Origin of the sequence: Pollutimonas rozaliensis, from assembly GCF_048751585.1 — a bacterium.
Taxonomy (GTDB): domain Bacteria; phylum Pseudomonadota; class Gammaproteobacteria; order Burkholderiales; family Burkholderiaceae_B.
The window spans coordinates 121,298-138,574 of the sequence record NZ_JAZHOB010000007.1; the positions used below are offsets into that span (position 1 = coordinate 121,298).

17 protein-coding genes are annotated in these 17,277 nt (G+C 61.3%); 9 read left to right on the forward strand and 8 right to left on the reverse strand.

What is annotated here, in order from left to right; translation table 11 throughout:
• Nucleotides 1–46 precede the first annotated feature (46 nt).
• Nucleotides 47–535, forward strand: a complete 489-nt coding sequence (locus V0R37_RS14175) for a DUF421 domain-containing protein (protein ID WP_420375138.1) — start codon at nt 47–49, stop codon at nt 533–535.
• Here V0R37_RS14175 and V0R37_RS14180 read toward each other — a convergent pair.
• From V0R37_RS14180 to V0R37_RS14205, 6 genes are all read right to left on the reverse strand, one after another.
• Nucleotides 510–3,260 (reverse strand): ATP-binding cassette domain-containing protein, encoded by a 2,751-nt coding sequence (locus V0R37_RS14180; protein WP_420375139.1) that lies wholly within the window; start codon nt 3,258–3,260, stop codon nt 510–512. The two genes, V0R37_RS14175 and V0R37_RS14180, sit on opposite strands and share 26 nt — an antisense overlap.
• A 45-nt stretch (nt 3,261–3,305) precedes the next feature.
• Nucleotides 3,306–4,331, reverse strand: a complete 1,026-nt coding sequence (locus tag V0R37_RS14185; RefSeq protein WP_420375140.1) for a DNA topoisomerase IB — start codon at nt 4,329–4,331, stop codon at nt 3,306–3,308.
• Between the two features lie 27 nt (nt 4,332–4,358).
• A complete protein-coding gene (locus tag V0R37_RS14190) occupies nt 4,359–4,838 on the reverse strand; it encodes a hemerythrin domain-containing protein (protein WP_420375141.1) in 480 nt (159 codons plus the stop codon).
• A 90-nt stretch (nt 4,839–4,928) separates the two neighbouring features.
• Nucleotides 4,929–5,831: a YihY/virulence factor BrkB family protein gene (locus V0R37_RS14195; protein ID WP_420375142.1), complete on the reverse strand. Its 903-nt coding sequence runs from the start codon at nt 5,829–5,831 to the stop codon at nt 4,929–4,931.
• A 13-nt stretch (nt 5,832–5,844) separates the two neighbouring features.
• Complete coding sequence (locus V0R37_RS14200; RefSeq protein ID WP_420375143.1) at nt 5,845–6,369, reverse strand: hypothetical protein; 525 nt, start codon at nt 6,367–6,369, stop codon at nt 5,845–5,847.
• Between the two features lie 18 nt (nt 6,370–6,387).
• The gene (locus V0R37_RS14205) at nt 6,388–6,912 is read right to left on the reverse strand and encodes a DUF4142 domain-containing protein (RefSeq protein WP_420375144.1); all 525 of its coding nucleotides are present in this window, start codon (nt 6,910–6,912) and stop codon (nt 6,388–6,390) included.
• Between the two features lie 220 nt (nt 6,913–7,132).
• Here V0R37_RS14205 and V0R37_RS14210 point away from each other — a divergent pair, with 220 nt between their 5' ends.
• Complete coding sequence (locus tag V0R37_RS14210; RefSeq protein ID WP_420375145.1) at nt 7,133–8,416, forward strand: MFS transporter; 1,284 nt, start codon at nt 7,133–7,135, stop codon at nt 8,414–8,416.
• Between the two features lie 42 nt (nt 8,417–8,458).
• On the opposite strand, the gene V0R37_RS14215 is transcribed toward V0R37_RS14210, so the two are convergent.
• Nucleotides 8,459–9,367, reverse strand: coding sequence for a LysR family transcriptional regulator (locus tag V0R37_RS14215; RefSeq protein ID WP_420375146.1), 909 nt, complete (start codon nt 9,365–9,367; stop codon nt 8,459–8,461).
• Nucleotides 9,368–9,485: 118 nt separating this feature from the next.
• On the opposite strand from V0R37_RS14215, the gene V0R37_RS14220 reads away from it, so the two are divergent.
• The 5 genes from V0R37_RS14220 (at nt 9,486) to V0R37_RS14240 (ending at nt 14,237) form a co-directional block, all read left to right on the forward strand.
• Complete coding sequence (locus V0R37_RS14220) at nt 9,486–10,556, forward strand: tartrate dehydrogenase (RefSeq protein WP_420375147.1); 1,071 nt, start codon at nt 9,486–9,488, stop codon at nt 10,554–10,556.
• A 58-nt stretch (nt 10,557–10,614) separates the two neighbouring features.
• The gene (locus V0R37_RS14225) at nt 10,615–11,625 is read left to right on the forward strand and encodes a Bug family tripartite tricarboxylate transporter substrate binding protein (protein ID WP_420375148.1); all 1,011 of its coding nucleotides are present in this window, start codon (nt 10,615–10,617) and stop codon (nt 11,623–11,625) included.
• A gap of 233 nt (nt 11,626–11,858) precedes the next feature.
• On the forward strand, nt 11,859–12,956 hold the full coding sequence (pbpG, locus tag V0R37_RS14230; protein WP_420375149.1) for a D-alanyl-D-alanine endopeptidase: 1,098 nt from the start codon (nt 11,859–11,861) through the stop codon (nt 12,954–12,956).
• Between the two features lie 25 nt (nt 12,957–12,981).
• Nucleotides 12,982–13,770, forward strand: coding sequence for an NRDE family protein (locus tag V0R37_RS14235; RefSeq protein WP_420375150.1), 789 nt, complete (start codon nt 12,982–12,984; stop codon nt 13,768–13,770).
• On the forward strand, nt 13,767–14,237 hold the full coding sequence (locus tag V0R37_RS14240; RefSeq protein ID WP_420375151.1) for a carboxypeptidase-like regulatory domain-containing protein: 471 nt from the start codon (nt 13,767–13,769) through the stop codon (nt 14,235–14,237). Before V0R37_RS14235 ends, V0R37_RS14240 begins: the two co-directional genes overlap by 4 nt.
• Before the next feature lie 7 nt (nt 14,238–14,244).
• Here V0R37_RS14240 and ypfH read toward each other — a convergent pair whose 3' ends face one another.
• Nucleotides 14,245–15,003: an esterase gene (gene ypfH / locus V0R37_RS14245; RefSeq protein ID WP_420375333.1), complete on the reverse strand. Its 759-nt coding sequence runs from the start codon at nt 15,001–15,003 to the stop codon at nt 14,245–14,247.
• A gap of 152 nt (nt 15,004–15,155) precedes the next feature.
• Here ypfH and imuA point away from each other — a divergent pair, with 152 nt between their 5' ends.
• On the forward strand, nt 15,156–15,872 hold the full coding sequence (gene imuA, locus V0R37_RS14250) for a translesion DNA synthesis-associated protein ImuA (protein WP_420375334.1): 717 nt from the start codon (nt 15,156–15,158) through the stop codon (nt 15,870–15,872).
• The gene (locus V0R37_RS14255; protein WP_420375152.1) at nt 15,793–17,277 is read left to right on the forward strand and encodes a Y-family DNA polymerase; all 1,485 of its coding nucleotides are present in this window, start codon (nt 15,793–15,795) and stop codon (nt 17,275–17,277) included. The genes imuA and V0R37_RS14255 overlap by 80 nt, the downstream gene beginning before the upstream one ends.

The window sequence follows — 17,277 nt, forward strand, 5'->3', positions numbered from 1 at the left end:
GAATCGCGTATCCCTTCATAAATGGATCGGCTCATGGAGAACGGCAATGCAAACAGATTGGGGATCCCTTTTCGAACTGACCATGTCCCCTTGGGAACTCATCGTGCGAGGCACCATAACCTACTGGTTCATCTTCGCGCTGCTGCGGCTGGCGGGCCGGCGCGATTTCGGATCGGTGGGCATGGCCAACATCCTGCTTCTGGTGATGATTGCGGACGCCGCGCAAAACGGCATGGCGGGCGACTACAAGACCATCACGGAAGGCATGATCCTGATCGCCACCCTGGTGTTCTGGAGTGTGCTCGTCGACCGCCTATGCTACTTCGTGCCCGCGGCGCGGGTCGTTCTGGAGGCCAACCGCCTGTGCCTGGTCAAGGATGGCCAGATACAGCGCCGCGGCATGCGCCGCGAATACATAACGGAAGACGAATTGATGGCGGAATTACGTAAGAACGGCATCGACGATATCAAAAAAGTCAGGCGCGCATATATGGAGGAAGCCGGCGACATCAGTGTTCTGCCTTATCGGAAATGACGGGCGGCCGAGCCACGGCCAATACCGTCGCCAACAGCTCGCGAGGATCCACCGGCTTGGACACATGCACCTGGAAGCCCGCCAGCAAAGCGCGCAGCCTGTGTTCACGCTCCGTGTAGCCCGACAGCGCGATGGCGGGCAGGCGCTGCGCCAGGGAGGATTTGCGTTGCGCCTCCATATTCCTGATTTGCGTTATGACCTCGTAGCCATCGGGCTCGCCCAGCGAAATATCGCAAATCAGCGCATTGGGCCACTGGTCCGGGGTGCGCTCCCGCAAGGCGGACAATAGCGACAGTCCGGAAGAAAAAAGCTCCACCTCGCAGCCTTGATCCAACAGAACGTCCCCCAGAAGCTCCCGGGCCTCTTCCTGGTCATCGGTGATGAATACCGTCAGGCCCCTCAGCCTGCCGCCATCCGTCCATTCCTTGGGCGCGGCAGGCGCCAGCGAGGCGACCGCCCGCAGAGGCAAGTGCATGGAAAACGTCATGCCGCCGCCGTCATCCGACGGACGTACCTGCAGACGCCCTCCCATCTGTTCAAGCACGCTGCTCACCCGCAACGGGTCGAGCACCGGAACCGCCGCGGCTTGCGCCGTCCCGCCGTCAGCCGCGTCCAGAGGCTCTGGCGGCGCCAGGCGCCGGTCGGTCACGGCTACCATGGCATCGGTGCCGTCGCGTTCCACGCGCAACTCAAGGCGCTCCGACGGCGGCGTGAAAGCAATGGCGTTTTCGCATACCTCGCACAACACCTGCTGCAAGGCGCTGGGATCGCCGGTCACCCGCAGCGAATCCGGACTGATCAAGGTATAAAGCACGATGCCCTTTTCATCGATCTGGGGACGCATCGCGTCCAGGACACCCGCGACCAGGGTGGTCAAATTGATCGGCTGCGCGCTCAGGCGGGTCCCCGATTCATCCAGTTCATTCTGTTGACGCTGCAGATCCCACATCTGCGAATACGTGCCTTTGGCCCGCAGCAGCTGCGCATGCGTGCCGCGCTCCACGATGTGGCCATGGTCCATGACCAGAATAAGGTCGGCATCGATGATGGTCGACAGACGGTGGGCAATGATCAAGGTACTGCGGCCCTGAGCCAGCAATTCGAGCTCGCCCTGGATGGCCCGCTCGGTGCGCGTATCCAGCGCCGAGGTCGCTTCATCGAACACCAGCAGCGGCGGATTCTTCAGTATGGCGCGCGCAATGGCAATGCGCTGGCGCTCGCCGCCCGAGAGCTTGACCCCGCGCTCTCCCACCAAAGTGCCGTACTGAGCCGGCAGGCTCTGGATCAATTCGTGGATGCGGGCGGCTTTGGCGGCCTCGATGACGTCCGCCAGCGACGCCCCCGCGCGCCCATAGGCAATGTTGTAGGCAATCGTATTATTGAACAGGATCGAGTCCTGAGGCACGACGCCTATCGAGGCGCGCAGGCTCTTCAGGCTGACCGCGCGCACGTCCTGGCCATCGACCTCCACGCTGCCGCCGTCCACATCATAAAAACGCAAAAGCAGCCTGGCCAGCGTGGACTTGCCCGAACCGCTGCCGCCCACCACCGCCACCGTCGCCCCCGGCTCGATGCGGAAGTCGACCTCGTGCAGGATCTGGCGTCCCGGCTCGTAGGAAAAATCGACTTGCTTGAAGGCCACCGCCCCGTCGCCCAATTGCAGGGGCGGCAAGCTTTGCCCAGGATCCGTCTCGGGTGGATACCGCAGCAGATCGGACATGCGTTCAGCATTGATCAGCGCTTCGCGCGCCTGTCGAAACACCAGTCCCAGCGCGCTCAAGGGCAGGCAGACCTGGATGACATAGGCGTTGACCAGCACCAGATCGCCGACCGCCATCCTGCCTTCCACCACCTCCTGGCCGGCCAGGATCATGACGGCGGCCACCCCCAGCGCAATGATGCCGCTCTGGCCCACATGCAGAATCGACAGCGCCTTCTGATTGTCTATTCCCACCCCTATCCACTTCTTCATGGTATCGCGCAAACGCTGCGATTCAAACGTCTCGCTGGTGTAGAACTTGACCGTCTCGTAGTTCAACAAGCTGTCGACCAGATGGCCGGCGGCCGACGAGTCCAACTCATTGAGCCGGCGCTGATAGGGAGTGCGCCTCTCGGTGAATATGACTGTATATACGCCATATGCGATGAAGGTGGCCGCCACGATGCCGGCAAATCCAAGCCGGTAGGCGAACATCATGATCAGGACCACCGACACGATTTCGATCAGCGTTGGCAGGACCGTGAAAAGCGCCGTTCCAAGCAGGAAGCCGACACCCGCCGTCCCGCGCTGCACGTCGCGTGAAAACATGCCTGTCTGGTGGCCTCCGTGGAACTTCACGCCCAGGCTGTGCAGATGGTCGAACATCCTGACGGTGAAATCGGCCACCGCCGTTTGCGTCACCCGCGCAAACACCAGGTCGCGCAGTTCAGTGAACAGGCCGGAGGCAAAACGCAGCAGCGCATAGCCCAGCAGCAGGAACACCGGCAGCACCAGCTCGCCGTGTCCAGCCTCCAGGCTGTCGACGATGCCTTTCAAGGCGACCGGCACCAGTACCGCCAGCAGCTTGGCAACGACCAGCAAAGCCAGCGCTGCGCCCGCCCGCCGCCGGAATCGCCACAGTACCTGGGCGACCGTCCTTAGAATTTCCCGGCGGGCCAGGATGGCCGAGCCCGCGCCTTTATCCGGCCTGCGGCCATTTCGAATACCCTGATCAGCGCTTTCCATCAGTACGATCTCTATCCACGGTTCGCAACCCCGGGATGGCGGCAATTAGCATGCCCGCAGGAAAGCCAGGAAGCGTCTTTCATCGGCGCGCAGGCCGGCGGGAGCACTCAGGCTGGCGCGCGGCGGAAGCTGTCCGGCCAGATAGGCCTGCGTAACGGCCGGGTGTATGTAACAGTCGCGGCATATGGCGGGGGTGTTGCCCAGCATTTGCGCGGCGGCCTTGTAAACATCGCCCAAGGCCGCCTTGCCGCAGACCCGCGTCCCGCCTCCGTGCTTTTGCAGTTGCTTGAAAGCAAATACCGATGCTCCCCAGGTACGGTAGTGCTTGGCGGTGAAATCGCCGCCGCCCGCTACTTTCAGATAATCGTTCACGCAGCCCGAATCGATACGGTGCGTGCTTCCTTCCTCATCGCGGTACTGGAACAGCTCGTGGCCGGGAATCTCCATGCAACGCCTTATGGCCCGGGCGATCCTGCGGTCATTGATGGTGACGTCGTGCCGTACACCGCTTTTACCGCGAAACTGGAAACGGATCCGGCTGCCCATGACGGTGGCATGCCGGCGCCGCAAGGTCGTCAAGCCGAAGGATTTATTGCTTTTGGCATATTCGCGCGTACCGACGCGAATCAACGTCAGGTCCAAAAGCTTGACCACAAGAGCGGTGATCTTCCGGATAGTGAGTGCGTTCGATTGCATATCCCGCTCCACCCGGCGGCGTATGCGCGGCAAGGCGGCGCCGAACTGCTCCAGTTGCCGGTACTTGTGGGCATCCCGGATTTCCTTCCACTGATCGTGATAGCGATATTGCTTGCGTCCTCTCGCATCCCGGGCGGTAGCCTGGATATGCCCATCCGGATCCGGGCATATCCAGACGTCTTCGTAAGCGGGCGGGATGGCCAGGGCATTGATCCTGTTCAACACACTCGCATCCCGAATCGCCTTGCCCTGCGCATCGACATACCGGAAACCCTTGCCCGCCTTTTTACGCGCTATTCCCGGTTCCGCATCGGTGGAGTAAACCAATCCCCGCCCGCCTTCGGCCACCTCGGATACATCGGACGCATCCTTCATCGTTCATCATTCATGCATTGCACGAAATCAGGACATGGCGGCGGACGGTACTAGATCCTGCTTGAGAGACTCCATCTCCTGCGCCAGATCCTTCAGGTCTATTTTCTTGGAAATCACCTTGGGAAACAGCTCGCCCTCCTCCTCCGTGACATGGTGGTTCACGTATTCTCCCAGCACGGTGAATTTCGCATCGTACAAATCGTCTTCGGGGTCCATGCCCTGAAGCTGGGTGATGAGCTCCTTGGCGGAGGCATGCTCCACCAGCGCTTCGTTGAGCAGTTCGCCGAAGGCCTGGGGATCCTGGTCCCGCAGATAGGGATAGAACTTCTCCTCTTCGATCTTCGTATGCACGGTCAGCTCCGTACAGGCTTCCTCCACCATCCTTTGCCGAGCAGCGACATCCTTCTCCTTTTCAAAATCCTTGAAAATTTTCTTGACCTTCCGATGGTCGTCCAGCAATAGACTCAACGCCGCCTTCTGGGCCGCGGGAATTTCCGATTTATTCATGTTCGCTCCTGTGTGCAAAGCTGTTTAGGCGTGTCCCGGCGCTTGTGTCCGGCAGCACCTGCAGAGCAATTTCCATGCCGCCCAGGAGCGTCAAGACAAGGCGGGATCCACAGGCCGGGACGCAGGCGCATGCGAGCGCGACCCGTAGCGGTTTGCATAGCACCAGGTAAACTCGGCGCCAAGCAGGAAAACCTGCGCCGCGTAATACACCCAAATCAATACGACGATCAACGAGCCTGTGGCGGTCAGCGACGATACGGTCGAACTCTTGCCCAGATACAGGCCAATGCCGGCCTTGCCGATCTCGAACAGCAGGGCCGTCACGGCCGCGCCTATCCATACATCGCGCCATGCTATGGTGGCCTGCGGCATGAATTTATATATGGCGGCGAACAGCACCACCGTCATGGTCAGGGAGAAAGCCGCGTTCGCGATCTGAAGCACCGCCTCCCATCCCGGAAAGAATGCGCTGCTCCATTGCCCCAGGACGGCGAGCAGCGCACTGGCGACCAATGACACCAGAAGAAGAAATCCCAAGCCCAGCACCAATCCGAATGAAAGCAGCCTGGCCCGGAACAGCGCCCATAGGCCCGCTCTTTTCTGCTTGCTGGGCACCTGCCATATCCGGTCCAGCGCGCTTTGCAATTCGGCAAAGACGCGGGTCGCGCCCACCGCCAGAATGACGACGCTGACCAGCGTGGCGAAAAAGCCCTGAGCAGGCTTGTCGGCGCTTTTAATCAGGCTTTGTATGCCCGAGGCGCCTTCGGGTCCAACCAGGCCGCCCAGCTGGCGAATGATTTCCCCTCTTACCGCGTCTTCCCCCCACACGGAACCGGCCACGGCGATCACGATGATCAATAGCGGAGCAATCGAGAAAATCGTGTAGAAGGCAAGCGCGGCTCCCAGGCTGGACGCGTAATCCTCTTTCCAGGCCAGAAACGAGCTTTTCACCAGATCGAAGAATGCCCTTGCCGTCATGGTGTGCCGTGCCATCGGGCAGCCTGCCTCAAGGTATCGCCCTGTCGTGGCCCAGCGACGGCGCCTCCGGGATGGAAGCGGCCCTTTGCTTGGCCAGTGCCTTCAGGCAATGAGCAATGCTGGCCGCGATCGCCTCGTCGAACCAGGGCAGGGCTCCGCTGACTCCGACGACGATGCCGTCGACGCATGCGCTGCCCCATAGGCCGGTATCCGAACCCTTTAACAAATGAGGGGCCAATTGCCGTACGAAATGCCCGTCCCGGCCCGTCCGCCATGCAACCCGGGTTTTATCGCGTGCAAAACGGGCATAGTCGGCATCCCAGGCGGAGCGGTCTCCCACGGCATGCTCATAAAGAACCGCATGATCGAAATCACTGGCCTCGGGGCCCAGCGCGGGATCCATGATCACAATATAAAGGAAGCCGCTATCGCCTATCGTGCGTTGCAGCAGGCCTTGCTCCACCATGGGTAAAACCAGGGCGACCGCCTCGCGGGCGGCTCGTTGATCGGCAAAGAAGCTGCCCGATGCGAACGGTTCCTTGTCTTCCATCATAATGCGCCCTCCGGCTTCTCATTCGGCTTTATGCAGTCCGGCATGCAACTGCTTGGCCATCTGCAAATGGCCCTGCAATACGGGCAGGGTCTTGGAAGCGAATGCCTTCACATCGCCATCAGCGGCATTTTTCGAGGCATTGGTAAAAAGAGCGACCGCCTCTTCATGCGCTATCACGCCGATTTCCTGGGCGTACTTCTTGTCAAACTCCTCGCCCTTGAGCTTGCCCAGCTTGGCAAGCTGGTCCTGCTGCTTTTTATTCATGGACGCCGGCAGTTGCACATCCTTGGCCTTGGCCAGGGCTTGCAGTTCGGTGTCCGCCTTGCCATGATCGGCAAGCATTTTTTGCGCGAACGACTTTACCTGCGCCGATTGCGCCGATTTATCCGCCAGGGCGCTGGCCTCCAATTCCAGCTTGCCAGCCGCCGCCGCCGAAGTCATGAAGGTCATATCGGCTTTGCCGACGCCGGCGGCCAAGGCCGCTCCGGATACAGCGCACACCGCAAGGGAAAAACAAAGCTTGTGAAGGGAGAATACATGCATGGAAGGCTCCTTGGGTGGTCGAAATGCAAACGCAATACACCAGCAAGCCCCATGCCGCCGCAAAGCCCCCTTCTTTTATGCCGAGCGGCTCAAGCGCTTGTACCCATATGCCTGCTCCCATCAGGGCCTTGAAACCGCAAATATGCATAAATGAACGAAATATCGAAGCGGCTGCGGTGCAAGCAACACAAGAGGCAAGTTATGGTGTTCAATACCGCTCATGAAGATCGACACCCAACCCTCCGGCGATGTTGAATCGCCCTATGCGTGGACACGCCTCATCGTGTCGCTGCTGCTGATGACCATCGGCGGATCGGGCATGTATTCCGTGACAGTGGTGCTGCCGCAAATACAGGCGGAGTTCGGCGTAAGCCGGTCGGACGCCTCGCTGCCCTACACCCTGACGATGGTCGGCTTCGGCCTGGGCGGCATACTGATGGGCCGCCTCTCGGATCGCTTCGGCGTATTCGTCCCTATCGTGGTGGGCACGCTGGGCATCAGTTCGGGATTCATGCTGGCCGGTTCGGCCGGCAGCCTCTGGCAATTCAATCTGGCGCAAGGCCTGCTTATCGGACTCATGGGCACGGCGGCCAGCTTCGCGCCCCTGGTCGCGGACACTTCCCAATGGTTTACACGCCGGCGCGGCATCGCGCTGGCCATTTGCATGAGCGGCAATTATCTGGCCGGGGCTGTCTGGCCGCCCATCATGCAGCACTTCATCGATACCGTAGGCTGGCGCCAGACCTACCTGGGCATAGGCATGTTCTGTCTGCTGTCCATGCTTCCGCTGGCGCTGGTCTATCGCCGCCGGCCGCCATCGACGCAACCGTCGGCGGCCGGCGGCCAATCCAGGCCGAAGGCGCGATTCGCCCTGGAAGCGGCCCGCTCCGACCCTTCCCGGCCGCTGGGCCTGACGCCGGGCGCCTTGCAGGTGCTGCTCTGCATCGCCGGCGTGGCCTGCTGCGTGGCCATGGCCATGCCGCAAGTCCATATCGTGGCGTACTGCGGCGACCTGGGCTTCGGCGCCGCCCGAGGCGCCGAAATGCTGGCGCTCATGTTGGGCCTTGGCATCGTCAGCCGCCTGGTGTCGGGCTGGATTTCCGACCATATCGGCGGCTTGCGCACCCTGCTTCTGGGTTCGGTGCTTCAGGGCGTCGCCCTGCTTATGTTCCTGTCCAGCAACGGCCTGGTTTCGCTGTATGTCATTTCCGGCTTGTTCGGCCTGTTCCAAGGCGGCATCGTTCCGGCATATGCATTGATCGTCCGCGAATTCTTCACGCCCAAGGAAGCCGGGGCGCGCGTCGGAACCGTGCTGATGGCCACGCTTTTCGGCATGGCGCTTGGCGGCTGGATGTCGGGCGCCATCTACGATCTTAGCGGCTCTTACCAAGCCGCCTTCGTCAACGGCCTGGCCTGGAACGCACTGAACATCAGCATCATCGGATTCCTGTTGTACCGCGCCAAACGGGGGCCGGGTCGGGCAGGCGTCCCCATGAGGGCATAAACCGCCAGGCCGGATCCCATTGACCCTTGACGTTAGGCGGCCCTAGCCGCGAAACGACAGCGCGACGAAATCCACAAAGGCGCGCACGCGCGTCGAGAGCTGATGCCTTTGCAGGTAGGTCGCGTAGATATCGGCATCGGGCGTCTGGTAATCGTGCAATACCTGCACCAGGCGGCCGCTATCGAGATAACGGGAAATATCCCATTCGGCGCGCATCAGGATGCCATGGCCATCCAGTGCCCAGTTCACCGCCGTTTCCCCATCGTTGGTGCTCAGTGTGCCATGCACCCGGACGACTTCAGTCGTTTTTTCGCCGCCCTGCTCCGTGGTCAGGCGCCAGACGCCATAGGCTTCGTCGCCCTGCTGTATGCCTATGCAGTTATGCTTTTCCAGATCCTTGGGTGTGGCGGGCGCCGCATGGCGGGCCAGATAGGCGGGCGAGGCGCACAGCAGCCTGCGGTTGGCCGCCAGGCGCCGGGCCATGATGCGGCCGTCGGGTGGTTCTCCGAAGCGGATGCACACATCGAAAGCATCGCTGCTGAAGGCGGGCGGGTCGACCGACAACTGCAACTGGACCTGCACGTCCGGATACTTCAGCATGAAACGCGACACCAGCGGCGCGATATAGCTTCGCCCGAACCCCGGCGATGCATTGACGCGCAACAGCCCCTTGGGCGCGGCTCCGGATCCCGCCAGCAGTTGCTCCATGTCGTCGATTTCAGCCAGGATGCGGCGGGCGTGAGCCAAATAGATTTCGCCCTCGGGCGTCAGCCGCATGCGCCGGGTCGTGCGTATGACAAGCGGTATCCCCAGACGGGCCTCCATCTGCGCAAGACGCTTGCTGACCGCGGGGGTGGTAACACCCAGGGTACGCGCCGCCGCCCCCAGCCCCGCCGATGCGGCAAGAACCGAAAAAAAAGCGAGCTCGGACGGATGGGTTCCAGAAGTCATGCGTATGCGTTTTGATTATTGAATACAAGTTAACAGTGGTTTCACCGCCAGCCCCTTATTTTGAACTGAATTGCTCCTATAGTTCAAGCAAAGCCAAGCATTGCAAGAGGAGCATTGGATGAAAACATATCGCATCGCCACGATTCCCGGCGACGGCATCGGCAAGGAAGTCATACCCGCTGGCCAGGAACTGCTGCAGGCACTGGCCGCGGCGGACCGCTCTTTCGCCTTCGAGTTCGAAAACTTCGATTGGGGCGGCGACTACTACCGCAAGCACGGCGCCATGATGCCTGAAGACGGACTGGATGCCCTGCGCGGCAAGGACGCCATTCTGTTCGGCTCCGCCGGTGACCCGGACATTCCCGATCACATCACGCTATGGGGCCTGCGCCTGAAAATCTGCCAGGGTTTCGACCAGTACGCCAATGTCCGCCCCACCCGGATTCTTCCCGGCATCGATGCGCCGCTCAAGCGCTGCGCCGTCGAAGACCTGAACTGGGTCATCGTCCGTGAAAACTCGGAAGGCGAATACTCGGGCGTGGGCGGACGAGTCCACCAAGGGCATCCCATCGAAGCCGCCACCGACGTTTCCATCATGACGCGTGCCGGTGTGGAGCGCATATTGCGCTATGCCTTCCGTCTTGCCCAGTCGCGTCCCCGCAAGCTGCTTACCGTCATCACCAAGTCCAACGCGCAGCGCCACGCCATGGTCATGTGGGACGAAATCGCCAAGCAGGTATCGGCGGAGTTTCCCGATGTCGCCTGGGACAAGGAACTGGTCGATGCGGCCACCGCGCGCATGGTGAACCGCCCCGCATCCATGGACACCATTGTCGCCACCAACCTGCACGCCGACATCCTGAGCGACCTGGCCGCTGCGCTGGCGGGTAGCCTGGGCATTGCGCCCACCGGCAACATCGACCCCGAAAGGCGCTATCCATCCATGTTCGAACCCATCCACGGATCGGCCTTCGACATCATGGGCAAGGGCCTGGCCAATCCGGTCGGCACATTCTGGTCGGTCGTCATGCTGCTGGAGCACCTGGGCGAAACCGCCGCCGCCCAGCGCGTCATGCGCGCCCTGGAATATATAACCTCCCGCCCCGAGTTGCATACCGGCGATCTGGGCGGCAGCGCCACGACCGCCGCCGTTACCAAGGCCATGTGCGACCGGATCGCACAAGCCTGATCAACAGCGCAGCAATACGGCGCCACCCCGGCGCCTACATATAAAACAGGAGACAAGCATGAAAAAAAATCAAATCAATGGAACGGGAAGAAAAGCGGCCGGGCTTGCGAAGGCGGGCGTTGGCGCGCTGGCCGTGTTCGCCTTGTCCAGCTCCCTTGCCATGGCGCAAGCCTGGCCCGACAAACCGGTCAGCCTGGTCGTGCCATTCGCGGCGGGCGGCACCACGGATGTCCTGGCGCGCGCCCTGGGCGATCAGTTGTCCAAATCGCTGGGACAGCCCGTGATCGTTGAAAACAAGCCGGGAGCGGGCGCCACGCTGGGCGCCGACATTGTCGCGCGCGCCAAACCCGACGGCTATACGCTGCTCATGGGGGCGGTACACCACACCATTGCCACCAGCGTCTATAAAAAGCTTTCCTACGATTTCCAGAAAAGCTTTGAACCCATAACGACGGTTGCCCTGGTTCCCAACGTGCTGGTCATCAACGCCGCCAACACCCCCGCCAAGACGCCGGCGGAACTGGTCGCGCTGGCCAAGAAATCGGCGACCAGCCTGGCATATGGGTCAAATGGCTATGGCACCTTGCAACACCTGATCGGCACACAATTCGCCATGCAGAACGGCATTGAGTTGCTGCATGTGCCCTACAAGGGCAGCGGCCCCCTGACCACCGACCTTATCGGCGGCCAGGTCACTATGTCTTTCGACACAGTCACGCCCGTCCTGCCGCATATCCAGGCCGGCAAGCTGCGCGCCTTGGCCGTCACAACCGCCAAGCGCTCGTCCGTGCTGCCCGATACGCCGACCTTGAATGAATCGGGCATGCATGACTTCGACCTTGGAACCTGGTTCGGCGTGCTGGCCCCCGCGGGTACGCCGGCAAACGTCCTGGACAAGCTGAACACGGAAATGGTCAAGGTCATCAAGTCGGCCGAGTTCCGCGACAGAATGTCCAAGATCGGCGCCGAGCCCATAGGAAATTCGCGTGCGGAGATGGCCAGACAGATCGACGACGACACCAAGCGGTTTGCCCAAGTCATCAAAAAAGCCAACATAACGGTTAATTGAAGCAGGAATATCGGGCTACAAAACCTGGCATCCAGCTTGGAAAAGAACAGGCCGCCGATCATATGATCAGGCGGCCTGTTTTACTGGATTCATATACAGTGGTTTTTCCAGAATGGCATCAAGCTTGCAAATGACTTAAAAAAAAACTTAAAAGAATGTTGTAACTACCTAATATAAAGACGTTTTTTCTGATACTATCACTTCAATTAAAAATACGTCCTCGCGCCCACGACATGTCTGCTATCCGGAACACACCCTTGCGCCGCTTCTCCCTATTGGCTCTGCTGCCGGTATGCTTCGTTTTCGCGCTAAGCACCAGCATTCCGGCCCAGGCGCGAACACAGACGAAAACCGCTCAAACACAGAAAGCCGGCGCCTCGGCCAAGAAACCCGCTCCTAAAAAAACGGCCGCCAAAAAAACCGCCAAGCGCAAGATTGCCAAGGCCCGCCCGGCCAGCGCCGGCAAGTCCCATATCGTACGACGCCAGAACTTGCGCAAGGCCAGCTACGCCCCGCTCATCCAGGAAGCCGCGCCTCCGCAAGCGGGAACTCCCGAAACAGGACTGGACACCCGCCAGGCCATGCTGCGCTCCGAAGTCGCTTTCGTGCAGGATCTTGAAAGCTCCCATGTCCTTTACGACAAGAACGGCGATGAAGTCCGCCCGATTGCATCCATTTCCAAGCTTATGACCGCGCTGGTGGTCGCTGAAGCCGGCCTGCCCATGGACGAGGTCCTGGAAATTTCCGATGCCGACGTCGACCGCTTGCGCCATTCGCGTTCACGCCTGCGGGTCGGCACGCAGCTTAGCCGCGCCGACATGCTGCACTTGGCGCTGATGTCTTCGGAAAACCGCGCCGCCCATGCACTGAGCCGCTATTATCCAGGCGGCATGCCCGCCTTTGTGCGCGCCATGAACGACAAGGCGCGTGCCCTGGGCATGCGCAAGACGCACTTCGTCGAGCCCACCGGCCTGTCCAGCGAAAACGTTTCCTCGCCGCGCGACCTCGTCAAGCTATTGCGCGCCGTCAGCAAACAGCCGCTTATCCATCGCTACACCACCGACGACAGTTATCTGGTCGATGTCGGCCGGGGCCGGCAACTGGTCTACAACAATACCAATCGCCTGGTGAAGAATTCCGATTGGGACATCCGGATATCCAAAACCGGCTTCATCAATGAAGCGGGCGAATGCCTGGTCATGCTGACCCGGATCGACAACCGCGATGTCGCCATCGTACTGCTCAATTCCACAGGACGCTATTCACGCATCGGCGACGCCGTGCGCATTCGCAACCTGGTTGAAAACGACAGCAACGTGGCGATGCTCTAAACCCTACCCCGATCGCGCCCGGACCATGTGCATTGCCTACCTGTCCATCTTCGCGCATCCTCGATGGCCTTTGTTCATTGCGGCCAATCGCGACGAATTCCATCAACGGGCCAGCCTGCCCGCCGCGCCCTGGCCTGATCGGCCCGACGTCATTGCGGGCATAGATTGCCTGGGCAAGGGAAGCTGGCTGGGCATGACCCGGCAAGGCCGTTTTGCCCTGCTGACCAATTATCGCGACCCCTCACGCCTTGTTCCAGACGCGCCATCGCGCGGCGAACTGGTCAGCCAATACCTGACGAGCCAGGAATCGCCCGCATCGTACGCGCAACGCATACACGCCGCGGGCCCGGCCTATAACGGGTTCAACCTGATCGTGGGCGACCCGGACGCCGCTTGCTATGTGGGCAACCAGGCCGGACAAGCCGCGCCCCAGGCCTTGCAGCCGGGCCGCTACATTGTGTCCAACCATTTGCTGGATACGCCCTGGCCCAAGGCGGAGCGCCTAAGGACCGCGCTTGATTCCTTTTCGCTGGATGGGCTGGAGCAATCACTGACGCCCATCTTCGAGATACTGAAAGACAACACGCCCGCCCAGGATCACGCCTTGCCCAGCACCGGCCTGACGCTGGAGCGCGAGCGGCTGCTTAGCAGCCCTTTCATCGTCAGCCCCGACTACGGCACCCGCTGTTCCACGGTCATTGCCGCACACGCCAGCGGCCGCGTGTTCTTCAGCGAAGTGAGCTACGATGAATCCGGCCGGTCCACCCAACGGCACGACTGGCCTTTTTCCCTTGTTCCAAGGAGTGCGCCATGAATGCTTCCATCTTTGGCACCCGGCCATCGAAAGCGGTATTGAACATAGCCCTGGCGACGGGCATATTGCTGGCCAGCGGCCTGTATATCCAGTCCCGCGCGGAGCTGCCCGCGACACAGATACAGGGCAGTACGGAATACATCAGCGGAGGCTTCGGCCAGGATGAATCCACGGCCTTGAAGCAGGCCATGGATCAGTGGCCTCTGGCCCTGACCTTTGCCAGCCAGGTGGACGGCAAGGCCGCCTATGCCGGCGAAGTGCAGGTGGTGATCCGCAACGCAAGCGATGCAACGGTTTTGAATGTCGCATCCGACGGGCCGTATTTTCTGGCCCGCCTGGACCCGGGCTCGTATCGGGTTTTCGCCACCTACGACGGCCAGACGCAATCGAAGGAAATCACCATCGCTCCGGCAGGAACGACTCGTGTGACGTTTACCTGGAACAGGCCGGCCTCGGGTCCCGATTGAACAGGTTCTAGTGCAAGGTTCTACCGGAAGGCGGGACCTCGTCGGACGCCTGCCCTTCTTGCAGCGACCCCAGGGCATCTTCCCAATTGCGCAAGGGGACACAGGTCTGCAGGCGCACGACGGCCTGCTTGATCAGGGCATCGTGCAATTCGTGCCCTATCCGGGAAGCCACATCCAGCGTCGCATCGCCTTGCAGTTCGCTCAGGCGGACCAGCGTGGATTCAACGTCTTCGACCGAGACCTGCTGATCGTTGGCGCCATGAAAAAAATGCAGCATGGTGGTGGGCGGCACCGTGCTGGGCAAGGCCGCATACAAGCCCGAAAAGGCCAGGACGCGGCCGGCCAGATTAGGCTGGGCATGGCTGGCTTCCAGCGCCATCGAGGCTCCTTGGGAAAATCCCGCCAGCGCCGTTTGCTGCCCCGACAAGCCGTAGCTGGATTGTATTTGGCGAATCTGTGCAATGAGTTCCGGCAGAGCCTGCGCGACACGTTCGGCATAATTGCTTTCGCGCAGGCCAACCGGATCGATCCAGTGATAGCCCGCTATGCCTTCCCGATCGGCAACGGATGCCGGATTGCCGGCCGGGATGTTTTCAAAAGCATAAGGAAGCACCACCATCGCTCGCGGAAAAGCGCGCTTGATGGCTTCGGCCAAAGGAAACATCTGCCGGGGGTCCGCCGACTCGCCATGCAGCAGTACAAAAAGCAGTTCGGGCTTTTCCGTCTTGGGTATGAAAATAAAAGGATCCGGAAAGTCCGGCTTCATCGCCATATCGTGATCTCCTCAAAGCCTGGCCTTGCTTGAAACTTCGAAAATTGTACGCCAGATAGGAAAGCCGTTTGATTAGGAACGCCATGATTTTTACTGTATATTTATACAGTATCAAGAATCCGGCCCCGGCAATGCGCGCTTTTTCCCTGCAACACCCCGAACACATCCACCCGGCCCTCTGGCGGGGGACCCAGCTTGCCCATGCGCGCCGCCCCGTCGTTTCCACCGGCTTCGCCGCCCTGGACCGCGAGCTTCCCGGGCAAGGCTGGCCTTTGGGTTCGCTCATCGAGTTCCTGCCCAGCCAGCCGGGAATAGGCGAAATACATTTGCTGCGGCCCGCCCTGGCCAATCTTTCTTCCGAGCGCAGCGTCATCCTGGTTCATCCCCCTTGCGAACCGTACTTCCACTGCTGGGTCGATTGGCGGCTTCAAAGCCGGCGCCTGTTATGGGTCAATCCGAAAACCCAGGGCGACGCCTTGTGGGCCGCCGAGCAAATCCTGAAACACAATGCCTGCGCCGCCCTGCTTTGCTGGGCCGCCACCCCGCAGCCGGACGGCGTGCGCCGCCTGCATCTTGTCGCACAGCAAAGCGACACGCTCTTCGTGCTTCTGCGTCCGCAAACCGCGGCCATGCATGCCAGCGCCGCGCCTTTGCGCCTGCGCCTGACGCCTTTCTCCCAGGGCATCGGAGCCTTCATCCTGAAGCGGCGCGGCCCTTCCTGCAACCAGCCGGTATCCCTTGTTTTTCAACCCGCGCGCAACACAGCCGGGTGCCTTGAATGCCATGAACAGCACGCCTCTCTGGTTCAGCCTGCATCTGCCCACGCACAGTCTGGACGTCCACTTCCCGCACTGGTCGGCTAAAACACTGCTGGCCGCCGTCTTGCTCAAGGACCGGGTCTGCGCCTGCACTCCGGCGGCGCAGGCCAAAGGCATCAGGCCGGGCATGCGATCCAGCACCGCGCTGGGACTGGCCCCCGGCATTTTGCTGGCCGCCGATCAGGCGCAGGCGCGGCATGACCATTTGCGGGAAATCGCCCTGTGCCTATTGCAATACACACCTCATGTAGCCTTTTTCGACGAGCATGCATTGGTTCTGGAGGTCGGGGCAAGCCTGAGCCTATTCCACGGAGTGCGCCGCCTGCATGCACGCATCCGGGCCAGCCTGGACAACATGGGCGTGCGGGCTCGTATCGGCATGGCGCCCACCGCCTTGGGCGCCTGGATGCTTGCTTGCCGCAGCCAGCCTGGGGCCCGCCGTGTGATAAGCCATCAGGCGCTGCGGCGCCGGCTCGACCCCTTGCCCACGCACAGCCTGCCCGCCGCCCGTCCCTTCGACGACTGGCTGGACGGCATAGCGTGCCACAGCCTTGCGCAATTGCGTTCATTGCCCCGCAAGGGGCTCCAGCAGCGCAGCAGCCCCCTGCTTTTACAGGAACTGGACGATGCCTACGGAGATGGCCGTCAAAGCTTTCCCTGGTTCCAGGCTCCCGAGCGCTTCAAGCTGCGCCATGAGCTGGACGAACACCTGGAGCACTACAACGCCGTCCTTGCGGTCGCAGGCCGCCTGATCGAACAATTGTGCGGCTGGCTGCATGCGCGGCAACGAGCCGCCCGTGTACTTGAGTTGCGGCTGCACCACGAAAAAGGCCGCCAGGCCAGGGCCCCCACCTGCATTGTGCTGCGCCTGTCGGAAGACGCCTGGCTGCCTGAAAATTTCCTCACCGTACTCAGGGAACGCCTGCAATCGCTCTGCCTGGATGCGCCGGTCATTTCGCTGGAGCTTTCCGTTACTGAAACGCTCTCCCGGCCTACGGCCAGCCTTAGCCTGTTCCCCGAGCCCTCGCAGTGGCTGCGCCAGGAACACCGGATGCTCGATCTCTTGCAGGCCCGACTGGGGCAGGATCGCGTTTTGCGCGCCTGTCCCAGCGCCGATTACCGTCCCGAGCAGGCTAACCAGTGGCTGGCCGCCGATGCCCATGCTTGCGCGGCGGACATGCCGCCTGCCCTCTCGGGACATTCCCGCCCATTCTGGCTCCTGCCCGAACCAGAACGACTGGATGTCCGCAATGATCGTCCCGCATACAGGCGCAACAGCCTGCGCCTGATCCAGGGGCCCGAGCGTGTGGAAACCGGCTGGTGGAACGCCGCCGGACACGAACAGCGCGATTACTTCATTGCGCAGGACGAGTCGGGCGCGCGGTACTGGATCTATCGACAGCGCGAAGCCGGGGGCCTGGGCTGGTTCCTGCACGGCTTTTTCGGCTGA